Annotated in this window: 1 protein-coding gene; it reads right to left on the bottom strand. The window is 63.2% G+C overall.

Annotated features, from left to right (window positions below):
* Positions 1–9: 9 nt before the first annotated feature.
* Positions 10–18,015 (bottom strand): Ig-like domain-containing protein, encoded by an 18,006-nt coding sequence (locus tag NWV12_RS10710; RefSeq protein WP_101744550.1) that lies wholly within the window; start codon positions 18,013–18,015, stop codon positions 10–12.
* Between the last annotated feature and the right edge of the window lie 44 nt (positions 18,016–18,059).

The raw sequence follows: 18,059 nt of genomic DNA, 5'->3' as shown, positions 1-18,059 counted from the left end.
GGCGTTGGTTTACGCAATTAACAGCTGATGGTTCGCCAGCAGCGTCGCCAGATCCGTCTGCACGCCGTTCAGGGTCACCAGCGTGGTTGGCGAGAACTGACCTCCCGTGCCGTCCAGGTCAACCTGGATCTCGGTATTGCTGCCGTTCTGCACCACGCGGATGTAATCGCTGATATTGCCCGCGCCGCTGTCCAGGGTGGCGACGCCGTTCACGTAGCTCGCCGAGCCCGTGCCGGTATAGCCGCTGCCGGAGAGCAGATCGCGCAGATCAATGCGATCCGTGTCCGCGGTCCCTTCCCAGGTGCCGACCGTAAAGCCGTTCACCACGTCGTGGCCGTTACCGCCCGTTGCATCCGAGGCGTTGATCAGCTTGTAGAGCAACGTATCGTGACCGCCGCTGCCGATGTTGAAGGTGTCGTTCCCGCCGCGGCCTTCGAACCGGTTATCACCGCTGTTGCCGGTAATGACGTCGTCGAAGTTCGAGCCGTTGATCCCCTCAATGTTGAGCAGTCGTGACGTTCCGAACCCGGTGTCCTGCGCTGTAGAAAGGCGCAAATCAACGGTCACGCCGGAGGTCGCATTGCGGTAATCCACCACGTCCATCCCGCCGGTGTTGCTCCAGGTGTCGTAGTCGGAATGGGTATTCCAGCCGCCGGAGCCGTTGTAGGTATAGGTGCCGTTCTCTGCGATAAAGGTGTCGTTATACCCGGTCCCGGTGATGGTCCCGCTGTGGCCGCCGGTGGCCGCTTCGGCCGTCAGGACGTAGCCCTCTTTGCCGTTGCCCGCCTCCAGACCGCTCCAGGTGACGTTATCCGACACGCCGTTGGTGATCTTCAGGATCTCGGCCGAATAGGTTTCATTCGGATCCAGACCGTAGAAGCTCACCAGCGCAGAGGTATCGTTCGACCCGATACCGGACTGGGCGTTGATGATCTGCGAGGCCACCAGCACGCCCGCGGCGTTGTACAGATTGACCGTATTGCCGTAGTAGGCGTTGATGCCCTCGCTGTCGACAATGTGCAGGTGCATCGCGGTGCCGTCAGCAATGGTTTTGCTGTTTTGCACCAGCACCACCTTGCCGTTCTGCTGAGAGACCAGCAGATCCTGCGCGCCGTCCCAGTTGTAGTCCACCGCCGCCACGCCGGTCGCGTAGGCAATACCGGACGCCAGCTGGCTGGAGGTCCAGGTGGAACCGTAACCGTTGTTGGTGAACAGCGTTGCCGTCTGCGAACCGCCGTAGGTGCTGAGCTTGATGATGTCCATCTGCCCGTCACCGTTCCAGTCCACCGCCACCGACAGATACCCCGCCGTGGCGTTAGAGGCTTCCACCGCGCTCTTGGTGGCAGAGAGCTTCCCGGTACCGTCGTTGTAGTAGATCACCCCGCCGTTGTTGTTGTAGCTGCTGCCCAGGTACAGATCCATGTAGCCATCGCCGTTGAAGTCCGCCCACGTCATGGACGCCGCCGTGGTGGTATTCGAGGCGTTTGCCACAAACACGTTGGTCAGGTTCTGACCGATAGAGAGCGTGCCGTTACCGTTGTTGTTGATCACGGTTAACGAGTACGCGCCGCTACGGTTGGTGTGCTGAACGATATCCACCGTGCCGTCGTTGTTCAGGTCGACGCCGGAGATTTCACGCCCGGAATCGAACTGGCCGTAGAAACCGCCTTCGCCACCGGTGCCGTCCGGCGACAGAACGCCGTTGTTGTTCACCAGGTAGGTCAGTGAGTCCATGCCGGCATCGCCGTACGCCAGATCCAGATAGCCATCGCCGGTTTTATCGTACGCAATCACGCCGCCGTACCAGATAGTGGTGCCCATCGCCAGCTGGCTGGCGTTATAGGTGCTGCCATCGTAGGTCCACATCACCTGCGTTGACCCGGCGTAGGTATTTTCCGTCGCGAAGATATCCTGCGTGCCGTTACGGTCAAAGTCGGCGGCGGTCTGGCTCACCACGTAATAGCCGCGGGTATTGGTCAGCGCATTTCCGGCATAGGTCGAGCTATCGCTGCTGGAGTAGGACTGGCCGTTAGCAATGATATTCCACAGACCGCTGCTGTTCATGCCGAGGGTCATGGTGGAGTTGTTGCTGTTCCCCGCCGTGGTTGCCCAGTCGGTATTCACCGAGGTGGTATCAATCACCAGGCTGCCGGTCGCCGTACCGGTGGTATTACCGTTCCCCGCGCTGCTCTTCACCTGCGCCGTCACGCTGTAGCTCGACACGCTCAGCGCATCGCCGTCCGGGATCTGCAGATACCAGGTGTTATGATCCGGATCGACCACCACTGCGCCGCCGGTCTGGGAGGTGTAGGTTTTTCCGTTCACCGTTACCACCAGGTATTCACCGTTCACCAGGTCAGCGGAGACGGTACCGCTGACAATCGGCGTGGTGTCCGACGTGGTCTGCGCGGTAATCGCCGCCGTGGTGGTCGGGATGCTGGTATCAACGTTCAGCACAAAACCGTCGGATTCCGTGTAGTTACCTGCCCTGTCGGTGACGCGCACAATGTAGGTGTGGTTGCCGTCGCTCAGGCCGTTGTCCTGGAAGGACCAGCTTGCGCTGCCGTTCATGGTCACCTGGCCGAGCAGGACCCCGTCACGGTAGAGCTGCACAATTTCACCGTCGTCCGGGGCGCGGTTAAGCGTACCGTTGATCAGCGGCGAGTTATCGTCCGTTGCCACCGCGCTGCCAAAGGTCCCCTGACGCTCGCCTTCGCCGTCGGTATAGCTCGCTACGGTTCCCACCGTGGTTGGCGGCGTGGTGTCTACCGTCACCACCTGAGAGGCGGTAGAGCCAACGTTGCCCGCCTGGTCGATAATCCGCACCTGGTAGGTGTAGTCCCCGTCAGGCAGATCGCGGGTATCGGTGTAGCTCCAGCGCTGGTTGGTGACCGTGGCGTCTGACCAGGTGTTCCCGCCGTCCAGGCTGATCTGTACGCGCTCGTCGTTTGCCAGCGCGCTGCCCAGCGAACCGTTGATGGTCAGCGTGGTGTCCATGGTGATGAAATCACTCCCGGACTGGCCGGTATCTTCGCTGATGCTGTCGATGGTGACGCCGTACTGCGGCGCCTGCGTATCCACCGTCACCGCCTGCGAGGTGGTTGCCCCGACATTCCCCGCCTGGTCGACGACCCGCACCTGGTAGTTATGGCTGCCGTCGGTCAGGGTACGCGTGTCGCTGTAGCTCCACTGCGTACCGCTGACGGTGGCGTACACCCAGGTGCTGCCGCCGTCCATGCTCACCTGCACGAATTCACCCGCGCCAAGCTCTGCGCCGAGCGTTCCGTGCAGCGTGTACGAGGTCGAACTGGTCAGGAAGTCGTTATTGTCGAAGCCGGTATCCACGGTAATGTTATCCACGGTTACCGTAATCGCCGCATCCGGGGCGACCGTATCGACGGTCACCTGCTGATGGGCGCTGGCCCCCACGTTGCCCGCCGCATCCACCACGCGAACGTAGTAGTCATAGGTCTGGTTACCCAGCGTGCGGCTATCGACGTAGTACCAGCTGTTGCCGGTGACAATCACGTTCTGCCAGGTGATGCCGCCGTCGATGCTGATCTGGGCATATTCGCCGTCGGCCAGCGTCGCGCCGAGCGAGCCGTGCAGCGTCAGGGACGTATCGTTGGTGATAAAGTCGCTGCTGCTCAGGCCGGTATCGTCGCTGATGCTGTCGATGGCGATGGTTTTGCTGGCGTCCGGCGCAACCGTATCAATGGTCACCACCTGGCTGGCGGTGGCGCTGATATTGCCCGCGTCGTCAATCACGCGCAGCTGGTAGTTGTAATCCCCGTCGGCCAGCGTGCGGCCATCGACATAGGTCCAGCTCAGGCCGCTGACGCTGACGTCTGTCCAGGTAACGCCGCCGTCGAGGCTGATCTGCGCGTGGTCGCCGCTGCCCAGCGCCGCGCCGAGCGTCCCTTTCAGGCTGATCTGGCTGTCGCTGGTGATAAAGTCGCTGCCGGACAGACCCGTATCCTGGGTGATGGAATCCACAGTAATGGTCGTCGCCGCAGGCTTCGTCTGATCGATCACCACGTCCTGGCTGTCCGTCGCCCCCACGTTGCCCGCGTTATCGATAACGCGCACCTGATACTGATACGTACCGTCCGTCAGGGTGCGGCCATCGGTGTAGCGCCAGGTGGTGCCGGTCACGGTCAGGTCAATCCAGGTGGTGCCGCCGTCAAGGCTGATCTGCGCCTTCTCGTTATTGCCGAGCTGCGCGGTCAGCGAGCCGTTGACCACCACCTGGCTATCGTTGGTGATGAAATCACTCGCGCTCAGGCCGGTGTCGTTTTGCAGCGAATCAATGCTGATGCCCATCGACGGCGCGGTGAGATCCACGGTGACGCTGTGGTTATCGCTGCCGCTGTTGCCGATGGTGTTGCTGACCTGCGCGTTAATGACGTACGAACCGCCGTCCGCCAGCGCGGCCACGTCTGCGCTGCCCACCGTATAGCTCCAGCTGCCGTCATTCTGGACGGTCGCCGTGTAGGTTTTACCGTTCAGCGTGATGGTCACCGTCTGGCCCGCCGGGGCGTCGGTGGTGCCGCTGACGACCAGCGGCGTGCCGTGCTCGGCGGCGTTGACGATATCGTCCTGCGCAAAGGTGTTGATGGTGATGGTTGGGACATCGCCGTTCAGCGTCACGTCGTGCGTCGCGCTGCCCGGGTTGCCCGCCCTGTCGCTTACCGAAGCGGTGATGGTGTAATCCCCGTCGCTCAGGCCAAGGAAATCACGGCCCGGCACGAAGACCGACCACGAACCGTCCGCCCCGACGGTCGCCTGATAGCTGTGCCCGTTGAAGGAGACGGTCACCGTCTGGCCCTGTTCCGCCGTGGTGGTGCCGCTGATGGTCTGGCCCGCCAGCTGCTCCGCGTTGTTGACGATATCGTCATCGGCCACGGTGCTGATGGTCACGGTTGGCGCGACGGTATCGACCGTTAAGGTGTGCGTGGTCTGGCCGTTATTACCCGCTTTATCGTTGACCGAGGCGGTCACCGTCAGCGCGCCCTGGCTCAGCGCGGCCAAATCGGCTGCAGGAACATCCAGCGTCCACGTCCCGTCGTTCGCGACGGTGGCAGTGTAGGTTTTGCCGCCCAGCGTCACGGTGACGGTCTGGCCCGCTTCCGCGCTTGAAGAGCCGTGCACGGTCAGCGGCTGCTGCGCTTCAAGCGCGTTCAGCATGTCGTCACCCGACAGCGTCGCAATGCTCACGACCGGCGCAGTGGTTTCCACGCTGATGCCGTGGGTCGCCGACGCGCTGTTGCCCGCGCTGTCCTGCGCCGAGACGGACACCTGGTAGCTCGCGCCATCGGCCAGGGCGCCCACGTCGGCGGCAGGTACGGTGGTCGTCCAGCTACCGTCGCTCTGGATGGTGGCCGTATAGCTCTTGCCGTTCAGCGTCACGGTGACCTGCGTCCCGCTGGCGAACTGGGCGCTGGAGCCGTTAATCACCAGTGGCGAACCGGCTTCAGCCGCGTTGATGACGTCATCGCCGCTGAGGGTATTGATGGTCAGCGCCACGGAGGCCGTGTTCACTACCACGTCGTGGGTCTGGGTGCTGCTGTTGCCCGCGCTGTCGGTAATCGTCGCGCTGAGGGTCACGGTGCCGTCGGTCAGCGCGGAAATCACGCTGGCCGGCACGCCCACGCTCCAGTTACCGCTGGCGTCAACGGTGGTGGTGTACTGGTTCGAACCGATGGTGATGACCAGCTTATCGCCGACGCTCGCGCCGGTTGCCGTGCCGCTGACGATCTGCGCCTGCCCGTGCTCCACGCTGTTGATGACGTCATCGCCCGCGACGGCGTTAAAGCTGACGGTCGGTGGCGTGGTATCAAGCGTAATCGCTTTACCCGCGCTGCCCGGGTTACCCGCGGCGTCGCTCACGCTGACCTGCACGGTGTAGCCGTTATCCGCCAGCGCGGACAGGTCGGAGCCAGGCACGTTCACGCTCCAGATGCCGCCCTGCTGCACCTGCGCGGTATAGCTCTTACCGCCCAGCGTCACGGTGATCGTCTGACCGACTTCCGCCGTGGTGGTGCCGGAAATGGCCACGCCCGCAGCCGCTTCGCTGGCGTTAATCACGTTATCGCCTGCGACCGTATCGATGGTCACGGTTGGCGCGGTGGCGTCCACGCTGTACTCGCGGCCAGCCGAGGCGCTGTTGCCGTGCGCGCTGGTGACGCTCACCTGCACGCTGGCATCACCGTCCTTCAGGCCCGCGAGATCGGCGGAAGGCACGGTGGCCGTCCAGTTACCGTCGGCATCGACTTTCGCGGTGTACGTCTTGCCGCCGAAGGTGATGGTAACGGTCTGGTTTTCCTCCACGTTCGAGGTGCTGCCGGACAGCACCAGATCCGCGCCTTTCTCCGCCGCGTTAATCACGTCGTCGGTGGCAATCGCATCGATGCTGATAGCCACCGCTGACAGATCGACGGTCACGTCATGGCTGATGGTCACCGGGTTGCCCGCCGCGCTCTGGCCTGCAACGGTCACGGTGACCGTGCCCGCATTCAGCGCGCTAACGTCCGCCGCCGGGATCGCCGCGCTCCAGGTGCCGTCTGCCAGCACGGAGGCCGCATAGGTTTTGCCATTGACGGTCACGGTGAGCGTGGTGCCTGCCGCCAGCCCGTCGCTGGAGCCGGTAACGATCAGGTTCTGCCCGTGCTCGATGCTGTTGATCACATCGTCGCCCGCCACGGTATCAATGCGCAGTCCCGGCAGGCTGGCGTCGATAGTGATTTCGCGCTCGCCCACGCCGGTATTGCCGTGGCCGTTGGTGACGGATGCTGACACCGTCAGGTCACCGTTGCCCAGCGCCGTCAGGACGGATTCCGGCACGTTCACGGACCAGGTCAGATCGCTCTGCACCGTTGCGGTGTAGCTGTTGCCGCCAATGGTGACGGTGACGGTATTGCCCGCTTCCGCGTTCGCTACCTTACCGCTGATGGTCTGACCCGCGGCCACTTCCGCCGCGTTGATGACGTTATCGCCCGCCACGGTATTGATGGTGACGGTCGGCAGCGCGGTGTCCACCAGCAGGGTCGCCGTATTACTGACGCTGTTGCCCACGCCGTTGGTGGTGGTCGCGTTCAGGGTGTAATTGGCCTGGCCGAGACCGGCCAGATCCGCTGCCGAAACGGTCAGGCTCCAGGTGCCGTCCGCCGCCGTCGTTGCAGTGTAGTTTTTGCCGTTGAGGGTCACGGTCACCACGGTGCCTTCCGCCAGGTTGGCGCTGGTGCCGCTGACGCTCAGGTCCTGACCTTTCTCCACCGCGTTCAGCACGTTATCGCCGCTGATGGCGTTGAACGCCACGGACGGCAGGCCGGTATCGACGGTCACGTTATGGCTGCCGGTGCCGGTGTTGCCCGCCGCGTCGGTGACTGACGCAGTCACGGTCACGGTGCCGTCGCTGAGGCCGGAAATCACGCTGGCCGGTACGCCCACGCTCCAGTTCCCCGCCGCGTCCAGCACGGTGGTGTAGGTCTGCCCGCCGATGGTGACGGTGACCTTATCGCCCGCTGCCGCGCCGGTGGCGGTGCCGCTGATGATGTGCGCCTGGCTGTGTTCTGCGAGGTTAATGACGTCATCGCCCGCCACGGTGTTGATGGTCACCGCAGGAACGGTCACGTCCACCGTCAGATTGCGATCCGCCGACGCCGGGTTGCCCGCCTTGTCGCTGACGCTCGCCGTCACGGTGACGCTGCCGTCGCCGAGCGATGCCAGATCCGCCGCCGGAACGTTCAGCGTCCAGCTGCCGTCCGCGCCTGCGGTTGTGGTGTAGTCTTTGCCATTCAGCGTCACGGTCACGGTCTGGCCCGCTTCGGCGCTGGTGGTGCCGGATACGGTCAGATCGGACTGCGCTTCTGCGGCATTCAGAATATCGTCAGCCGCCAGGGTATGAATGGTCACGGACGGCTCGGTCGCATCGACGCTGTACTCGCGGCCCGCCGAGGCGCTGTTGCCGTTGACGTTGGTGACGCTCACCTGCACGCTGGCGTCACCGTCCCTGAGGTGTACCAGGTCCGCAGACGGTACGGTGTAGGTCCAGTTACCGCTGTCGTCCACGGTAGTTGTGTAGATTTTGCCGTTCAGGCTGATGGTCACGGTCTGCCCGGCTTCCACGTTGGTGGTCGCACCGGACAGCACCAGATCCGCGCCCTTCTCCGCCGCGTTAATCACGTCGTCGGTGGCGATGGCGTTGATGCTGATGGCAACGGTCGCCAGATCTACCGTCACGTCGTGAGTGATGGTGATCGGGTTGCCCGCAGAGCTGTCGCCGGTCACGCTGATTTTGACGGTGCCTTCCGGCCACGCGCTCACGTCGGTGGACGGGATCGCCGCGCTCCAGGTGCCGTCCGCCAGCACCGTGGCCGCATAGTCTTTACCGTTGACGGTGACGGTCAGCGCCGTGCCTGCCGCCAGCCCGTCGCTGGAGCCGGTGACGATCAGGTTCTGCGCGTGTTCGATGGTGTTGACCACGTCATCACCCGCGACGGTGTCGACGCGCAGGCCCGGCAGGTTAGCGTCGATAGCGATTTCGCGCTCGCCGGTGCCGGTGTTGCCGTGGCCGTTGGTGACGGTCGCCGTTACGCTCAGGCTGCCGTTGCCCAGCGCGGTCAGCACGTCAGACGGCACGTTCACGGACCAGGTGAGGTCGTTCTGCACCGTTGCGGTGTAGCTGTTGCCGCCGATAGTCACGGTTACCGTGTTGCCCGCTTCGGCATTCGCCACGGTACCGCTCAGGGTCTGGCCTGCCGCCACTTCCGCCGCGTTGATGACGTTGTCGCCCGCCACGGTGTTGATGGTGACGGTCGGCAGCGCGGTATCGACCAGCAGGTTCGCGGTGTTGCTCACGCTGTTGCCCACGCCGTTGGTGGCGGTCGCGTTCAGGATATAGTTGGCCTGGCCGAGACCGGCCAGATCCGCTGCCGGGACGGTCAGGCTCCAGGTGCCGTCCGCCGCCGTCGTGGCCGTATAGTTTTTGCCGTTGAGGGTCACGGTCACTACGGTGCCTTCCGCCAGGTTGGCGCTGGTGCCGCTGACGCTCAGATCCTGACCGTTTTCAACGGCGTTCAGTACGTTGTCATCGCTGATGGCGTTGAAGGCCACCGATGGCAGACCGGTATCGACGGTCACGTTATGCGTGCCGGTGCCGGTGTTGCCCGCCGCGTCGGTGACTGACGCCGTTACGGTTACGGTGCCGTCGCTGAGGCCGGAAATCACGCTCGCCGGTACGCCCACGCTCCAGTTCCCCGCCGCGTCCAGCACGGTGGTGTAGGTCTGGCCGCCGATGGTGACGGTGACCTTATCGCCCGCTGCCGCGCCGGTGGCGGTGCCGCTGATGATGTGCGCCTGGCTGTGTTCTGCGAGGTTAATGACGTCATCGCCCGCCACGGTGTTGATGGTCACCGCAGGAACGGTCACGTCCACCGTCAGATTGCGATCCGCCGACGCCGGGTTGCCCGCCTTGTCGCTGACGCTCGCCGTCACGGTGACGCTGCCGTCGCCGAGCGATGCCAGATCCGCCGCCGGGACGTTCAGCGTCCAGCTGCCGTCTGCGCTGACGGTTGTGGTGTAGTCTTTGCCGTTCAGCGATACAGTCACGGTCTGGCCCGCTTCGGCGGTGGTGGTGCCGGATACGGTCAGATCGGACTGCGCTTCAGCGGCGTTCAGAATATCGTCGGTCGCCAGGGTATTAATGGTCACGGACGGCGCGGTCGCATCCACGCTGTACTCGCGGCCCGCCGAGGCGCTGTTGCCGTTAACGTTGGTGACGCTCACCTGCACGCTGGCGTCGCCGTCTTTCAGGCCCGCCAGATCCGCAGACGGCACGGTAGCTGTCCATTTGCCGTCGGCGTCCACCGTGGCGGTGTAGCTCTTGCCGCCAAAGGTAATGGTAACGGTCTGGTTTGCTTCCACGTTCGAGGTGGTGCCGGAGAGCACCAGATCCGCGCCCTTCTCGGCCGCGTTAATCACGTCGTCGGTGGCGATGGCATCAATGCTAATGGCAACGCTCGCCAGATCCACCGTCACATCGTGGCTGATGGAGACCGGGTTACCGGCGCTGCTCTGGCCCGATACGGTCACGGTAACCGTGCCTGCGGCCAGCGCACCCACGTCCGCCGCCGGGATCGCCGCGCTCCAGGTGCCGTCCGCCAGCACGGTTGCCGGATAGGTTTTGCCGTTTACGGTCACGGTCAGCGCCGCGCCAGCCGCCAGCCCGTCGCTGGAGCCGGTGATAATCAGGTTTTGAGTACGTTCGATGCTGTTGATCACGTCGTCACCCGCCACGGTGTCGACGCGCAGGCCCGGCAGGTTAGCGTCTATCACGATTTCGCGCTCGCCCGTTCCGCTATTGCCCACGCCGTTCGTGACGCTGGCTGACACGGTCAAATCACCGTTGCCCAGCGCGGTCAGCACGGATTCCGGCACGTTCACGGACCAGGTGAGATCGCTCTGCACCGTGGCGGTGTAGCTGTTACCGCCAATGGTCACGGTCACGGTGTTGCCCGCTTCGGCATTCACCACCTTACCGCTGATGGTCTGCCCGGCTGCCAGTTCCGCCGCGTTAATGACGTCGTCACCCGCAATGGTGTTGACGATCACGCCCGGCAGAACGGATTCCACGTTCACGGTGTGCGACGTGCTGGTATTGTTGCCGACGCTGTCCGTTGCTGAGGCGGTGACGGTATAAAGCGCCTCGCCCAGCTGACCAACCTCGTTCGCCGGAACGGTGGTCGTCCATTTTCCGTTATCGTCCACCTGCGCGCTGTACGCTTTGCCGTTCAGCATCACGGTCACCACCGCGCCTGCCGACAGGCCGGAAGCCGTACCGGAGATCGTCAGATCCTGGGTTTTCTCGGCGTTGTTGATCGCATCGTCACCGGAAACGGTGTCAATGGTCAGCACCGGCGCGGTCAGGTTAACCTCCACGCCGTGCGTGGCGCTGTTGCTGTTGCCCGCTTTATCGGTCAGCGCCGCGGTGATGGTGTGATCCCCGGCGGCCAGGGCGGTAACGTCCGCCGCAGGCACGCCCACGCTCCAGTTGCCTGAGGCATCCAGGGTGGCGGTGTACGATTTGCCGTTGAGGGTGACGGTGACCACATCGCCCGCCGCCGCACCGGTCACAGAACCCGTGACAATCAGTGCCTGCGCATGCTCGGCGCTGTTGATCACGTCGTCGTCGGAAACGGTGTGGATGGTCAGCTGCGGAACGGTGGTATCGACCAGCACGTCGCGATCCGCTGAGGCCGGGTTGCCCGCCTTATCAGACACGGCGGCGCTGATGGTGTAGTTGCCGTCGGTAATGCCGCTCAGATCCGCGGACGGCACGGTCACGCTCCAGCTGCCGTTTGCCTGCACGGTGGTGGTGTAGTCCACGCCGTTCAGCGTCACGGTGACGGTCTGGCCCGCTTCGGCGTTGGTTACGCCGTTAACGACCAGATCCTGCTGCGCTTCGGCGGCGTTGATGATGTTGTTGTCGCTGACGATCTCAATAGATACCGTCGGCGCGGTCGCGTCCACGCTGTACTCGCGGCCCGCGGAGGCGCTGTTGCCGTTCACGTTGGTAACGCTCACCTGCACGCTGGCATCGCCGTCTTTCAGGCTGCCCAAATCGTCGGACGGTACGGTCGCCGTCCAGTTGCCGCTGGCATCGACCGTCGCGGTGTACGACTTGCCGCCGAAGGTAATGGTGACGGTCTGGTTTTCTTCCACGTTGGTGGTTGAGCCGGACAGCACCAGGTCCGCGCCTTTCTCAGCCGCGTTGATTACGTCGTCCGAGGCAATCGGGTTAATGCTGATGGCGACTGCCGCCAGATCCACCTTCACGTCGTGGCTGATGGAAACCGGATTGCCCGCCGCGCTCTGGCCTTCCACGGTCACGGCAATCGTGCCCGCATTCAGCGCGCTGACGTCTGCCGCCGGAATGGCCGCCGTCCAGGTGCCGTCTGCAAGCACGGTTGCGGCGTAGGTTTTGCCGTTGACGGTCACCGTTAACGCCGCGCCCGTTGCCAGGCCTTCGCTGGAGCCGGTGATAATCAGGTTCTGAGCGTGCTCAATGCTGTTGATGACATCGTCGCCCGCCACGGTGTCGACCCGCAGGCCAGGCAGGTTAGCGTCTATTACGATTTCGCGCTCGCCGGTGCCGGTGTTGCCGTGGCCGTTGGTGACGCTGGCTGACACGGTCAGATCGCCGTTCCCGATGGCGGTTAAGACCGTGGACGGCACGTTGACCGACCAGCTCAGATCGTCCTGAACCGTCGCGGTCCAGGTATTGCCGCCGATTGAAATCGTGACAGTGTCACCGCTCGCCGCGCCGCTCACTTTCCCGCTAAGGGTCTGCCCGGCAGCCACTTCCGCTGCGTTAATGACATCGTCCGTGGCGACAGGGTTGATAGTGACCTGCGGCAGCGCGCTGTCAACCAGCACGCTGTGGCCGGTGCTCGCGCTGTTGCCCGCTGTGTCGGTTACGCTCGCCGTCACCACGTAGCTCGCTTCGCCCAGCGCGGAGACGTTTGCCGCCGGAACGGTGATGCTCCAGTTCCCGCTGGCGTCGGTGGTGGCCGTATAGCTGATACCGTTCAGGGTCACCGTAATGGTGGTTCCGTCCGGCTGGTTGCTGGTGCCGGACACCAGCAGATCCTGGCCTTTCTCGGTCGCGTTGATCACGTCGTCAGCCGCCAGGGTATTGATGGCAACCACCGGCGCGATCAGGGAAACGTCAAACTCGTGCGTCGCGGTGGTGCTGTTACCGGCTTTATCGGTAAGTGTCGCGGAGATGGTCTGTTCGCCGTTAATCAGCGCGCCCACGTCCGCAGCCGGAACGCCCACGCTCCAGCTGCCTGACGCGTCCAGCATGGCGGTGTAGTCTTTGCCGTTCAGGGTCACGGTAATCACGTCACCCGCCTGCGCGCCCGTGACCTTACCGGAGACGATCAGCGCCTGGCCGTGCTCGGCAATATTCACTACGTCGTCGCCCGCGACGATGTTGAACGAAATCTGCGGTACAGTGGTGTCGACCAGCACCGCGGAGCCCGCGCTGGCGGGGTTGCCTGCTTTGTCGGACACGGTCGCCGTCACCGCCGCGCTGCCGTCGGCGATGCCTGCCATATCCGCCGCCGGAACGTCGAGCGTCCAGCTGCCGTCCGCCTGCACCTGCGCGGTGTACTGATTGCCGTTGAAGGTCACGGTGACCGTCTGGCCTGCTTCGGCAGTAGAGGTGCCGCTCAGGGTCAGATCCTGCGCCGCCTCTGCCGCGTTCAGCATATTGTCATGGCTGATGGTGTTGATGGTCACCGTCGGCGCGGTAGTGTCGACGCTGAATTCCTGCGCCGAAGACGCCGCGTTGCCGTTCACGTTGGTGACGGTTACCTGCACGCTGGCGTCACCGTCTTTCAGGCCGCTCAAATCGGCTGCCGGAACGGTCCAGGTCCAGTTGCCGTTAGCATCCACCGTCGTGGTATAGGTTTTACCCGCAAAGGTGATGGTTACGGTCTGACCCGCTTCCACGTTGGAAGTCGTGCCGGAAAGCAGCAGGTCCTGGCCTTTTTCCGCCGCGTTGAGCACGTTATCGTCGGTCACGCTGCTGATGGTGATGGCGACAGGCGCGAGATCGACGTCCACAACGGTGCCGATAGTCACCGGGTTGCCGGAAGCATCCTGCGCGCTTGCCTTGATATCCAGCGAACCGTCCGCCCACTGGGAGACATCGGCCGCCGGTACCGCCGCCTGCCAGGTGCCGTCCGCCAGTACCGTTGCGGAATAATCTTTGCCGTTGATGGTCACGGTCACGGTGCTGCCCGCCACCAGATCGGTGCTGGTACCGGATAAAATCAGGTTCTGAGCGTGTTCAATCACGTTGATCACGTCGTCACCCGCCACGGTATCAATACGCAGTCCCGGGAGCTGGGCGTCGATGGTGAAGTCGTGAGAAGAAGAGCCGGTATTGCCGTGCGCGTTGGTCACGCTGGCGGATACGGTGAGGTCGCCGTTACCGAGCGCGGTTAACTGGCTCTCGCTTAACGGCAGGCTCCAGGTCAGATCGTCCTGCACGGTAGCCGTGTACGTCTGGCCGCCAAGGATAATAGTGACAGTGTCACCTGAAGCCGCGTTCGTCACTTTACCGGTCAGGGTTTGCCCTGCCGCCACTTCCGCTGCGTTAACGATATTGTCGCCCGCCAGGGTGTCGATCGTTACTACCGGCAGCGAGCTGTCCACCAGCACGTCATGCGAGGTTGAGGCGCTGTTGCCTGCGCTATCCGTGACGCTCGCCGTCACGGTGTAATGGGCTTCTCCCAGCGCGCTTACGGCCGAGGCCGGTACGGTCACGCTCCAGTTTCCGCTGGCGTCAGCGGTGGCGGTGTACTGAATGCCGTTCAGGGTCACCGTAATGGTCGTGCCTTCCGGCTGGTTGCTGGTGCCGGAGAGCAGCAGATCTTCGCCCTTCTCGGTCGCGTTGATCACGTCGTCCGCCGCCAGCGTGTTGATACCGATGACAGGCGTCACGGTATTCACCACCACATCCAGCGAACTGCTTCCGGTGTTGCCGGATCGGTCGGTCACGGAGACGTCGATGGTCCAGGTGCCGTCAGTCAGCCCCTGCACGACGGACGCCGGCAGGCCAAGGCTCCAGTTCCCCGCCGCATCCACCACGGTGGTGTAATCAACGCTGTTAATGGTGATAGTGACCAGGTCGCCCGCTGCCGCACCGGTGACGGAGCCGCTCAGGATCTGCGCCTGTGAATGGGCGAGCTGGTTAACGGTGTTGGTGTCGGTGACAAAGTCGTTGATGGTCACCTGCGGTACGGTTGCGTCCACCAGACCCACGCGATCGGCGCTGCTGGCGTTGCCCGCCACGTCGCTGACGGTGGCCGTCACGGTCACAATGCCGTCGTTAAGGTCACCGACGTCTGCCGCCGGGACGCTCAGCTGCCAGGTACCGTCCGTCTGGACCGTGGTCTGATACGTTTTGCCGTTCAGCGTCACGGTGACCGTCTGGCCCGGTTCCGCACTGCTGCTGCCGCTTAACAGTAAATCCTGCTGCGCTTCAGCGGCATTGATGATGTTGTCGGCGGTCAGGTTATCGAGCGTAATCGCCGGAGGCTGCGTATCCACCGTGACCACGCGCGCGGCGTCGGCGCTGTTGCCGCTGACGTTAGTGACGCTGACGCTCACCTGCGCGCGCCCATCGATCAGGGTTTCCATGGCGCTGGAGGGTACGGTCAGGCTCCAGGAGCCATCCTGCTGCACCAGCGCGGTGAAGGTCTGGTCGGCGAATTTCACCACCACGGTCTGCCCCGCCTCCACGCCCTGCGTCTGGCCGGAAAGAGTTAAATCACTGCCTTTTTCTGCCGCATTCAGCAGGTCATCGCCGGAGACGGTATCAATGGTGACCGCCACGGCGTTCAGATCGAGTTCAATCGGGTGTTCAGCCGCAACGGGATTGCCCCAGGCATCTACCGCGCTGACGCTCACCGTCATGCCGCCCGCCGTCCAGGCCTGCAGGTCCGCCGCCGGAACGCCGATCTGCCAGCTGCCGCTGGCGTTAACCGCGGTGACGTACTCCACATTGTTGATGGTGACGACAATCTGCGTGCCCGCGGCCAGATGGGTGCTGGAGCCGGTGACGCTCAGATCCTGCTGCTGTTCGATGGCGTTGATCACGTCATCGCCGGAAATGGTGTTCACGCGCAGGCCCGGCAGCTCCGCGTTGATGTTGATATCACGCTCGCCGGTGCCGGTATTGCCGTGCCCGTTGGTGACGGACGCGGTGAAGGTTAAATCCCCGTCGCCGAACGCCTGAAGATCCGCTGACGGGATTTTCACGCTCCAGGTCAGGTCGCTGCCAACCGTTGCGGTGTAGCTCTTGCCGCCTGCGGTGATGGAGACGGTATCGCCCGCCGCCGCGCCGGTAACGCGACCGCTGAGGGTTTGATCGGCGCCCGCTTCGGCGTTATTGACCAGGTTGTCGCCCGCAAACGTATTGATAATGACCTGCGGAAGGACGGTATCCACCAGCAGATTAGCCTCGGCAGAACCGCTGTTACCCACGCTGTCGGTCCCGCTGACGCTGACGCCATAAAGCGTGTTCGCCAGATTCAGGACGTCGGAAACCGGCACCTGGACCGCCCAGATACCGTTTTCGACGGTGGCCTGATAGCTGACGTTGTTCAGCGTCACGGTAACGGCGGTGCCGTCCGGCAGGTTGCTGGTGCCGGTCAGGCTCAGCGGCTGCATCGCCTCCTGGGCATTCAGGACGTTATCCTGGCTGATGGCGTCAATCGTAAATTCCGGCGGGTGTCCGCTCAGCGTAATGCCGTGCGTGGCGCTGCCGGTGTTACCTGCCGCGTCAGTGACGGAAACCGAAAGCGTGTGGTTGCCTTCACCCAGCGCGCCCAGCACGGACGCCGGAACGCCCACGCTCCAGCTGCCGTCCGCCAGCACCACGCCGGTGAAGGTCTGGCCGCCAAGCGTCACGGTGACCACATCGCCCGCGGCGGCACCGCTCGCCAGGCCGGAAATAATGTGCGCCTGGCCCTGCTCGCTGATATTGAGGATATCGTCGCCCGCCACGGTATGGATGGTGACGACCGGCGCGGCGGTATCCACCGTGAATTCTGCCGTCACGGACGAACCGTTGCCCGCTTTGTCGCTCACGTTAACCGTCAGGGTGTGATTACCCTCACTCAGCGCCTGCACGTCGTTCACATCAAGCGTGACGGACCAGGTGCCGTCGCTGCCCACCGTGGCGTTATAGTTTTTACCGTTCAGGGTGACCGTGACGATCTGACCGGCTTCCGCATTCGTTTTACCGGTCAGGGTCAGCGGCTGATTGTGCTCAGCCGCATTAATGATGTTGTCCTGCGCGAGAGTATCGACAGAGAGGGTTGGCGCGGTGGTATCCACCCCAATCGTCTGGCTTCCGCTAACGGTGTTACCCGCCACGTCTTTACCGCTCACGTTGACCGTCCAGGTACCGTCGCCCAGCGCCTGCGCGTCCGCCGCAGGCACGTTAACACTCCACGCGCCGTCTGCCCCGACTTCAGCCGCGTAGGTTTTGCCGTTCAGCGTCACGGTGAGTGCGGTACCCTGCGCCAGGTTTTTGCTGGTACCGGAAAGCGTAAAGCCCGCGGATTGCTCGCTGGCGTTCAGCACGTTATCGCCCGCCGTGGTGGCCAGCGTAATGGCGGCATCGGCGGTAGAGACCGTCACGGTGATACTGCCCGCAGAGGTGGTTTTACTGCCGTCGATCTGCACGACGGACCAGGTGTGCTCCCCGTCCGTCTGGGTCGGTAATATTACCGTCCAGGTGCCGTCTTTACCGACCATGGCGCTGGCAATGGTGCTGCCGCTGCTGTCTTTGATCTGGATGGTCGCGCCCGGCTGGCCGGTACCGCTAAAGGTCGGGTTGCTGTCGTCCGTGATCTCGTTTGCGCTCAGCACGCCCTGCTTGTCACCCGCTTTATCCGACAGCAAGAAGGTCGGCGTGGCGCTTTCAACTTCTTTTGTATTATCAATGACTTTTGTTTTAGTTTCGCCGTCACCGCCGTTTGCCAGCAGTGCCCCGATGGCACCACCGCCTAACGCAGCCCCCGCAATCCAGCCCCACGGCGCGTCGCTTAAAACACTTTCCTGCTCGAGGAAAGGTTGAATGCTGCTAATCGGTGTGGCCTGCGCGGTTAACTCGGTCACCGCAGCGCCTGACGCTTCCCCGGCATCGGCAAAAGAAATATGTGTCAGTTCCTGACGGTCGTTGAACACCAGCTCTGACTGATTATGCGTTTCAGGATCTTCGACAAAATAGTTATTGCAGCGAATAACGCTGCCATCTTTCATATAAATGAGGAGGTCTTTCCCCTGGCGGACATAACGCGCCACATCCTGAGCAGAGCCCTGGATTTCAATCACGCTCGGCGATGAAATAGAGACCGACAGATTTCCTTCGCCGGTTAATTTCGTTTTCTCCGCCGTTTTGCGAATGATGACATCAACAACTTTCATGTTACTCATATTCTTCTCCTTGCAGGTGTACGGATTCCTGTGGATATGTCCAC

Source organism: Enterobacter sp. Crenshaw (assembly GCF_024734705.1).
In the GTDB taxonomy this organism is placed as follows: domain Bacteria; phylum Pseudomonadota; class Gammaproteobacteria; order Enterobacterales; family Enterobacteriaceae; genus Enterobacter; species Enterobacter asburiae_B.
The sequence above is the reverse complement of the archived record's forward strand: the minus strand, read 5'-3'. Positions and strand labels throughout refer to the sequence as shown.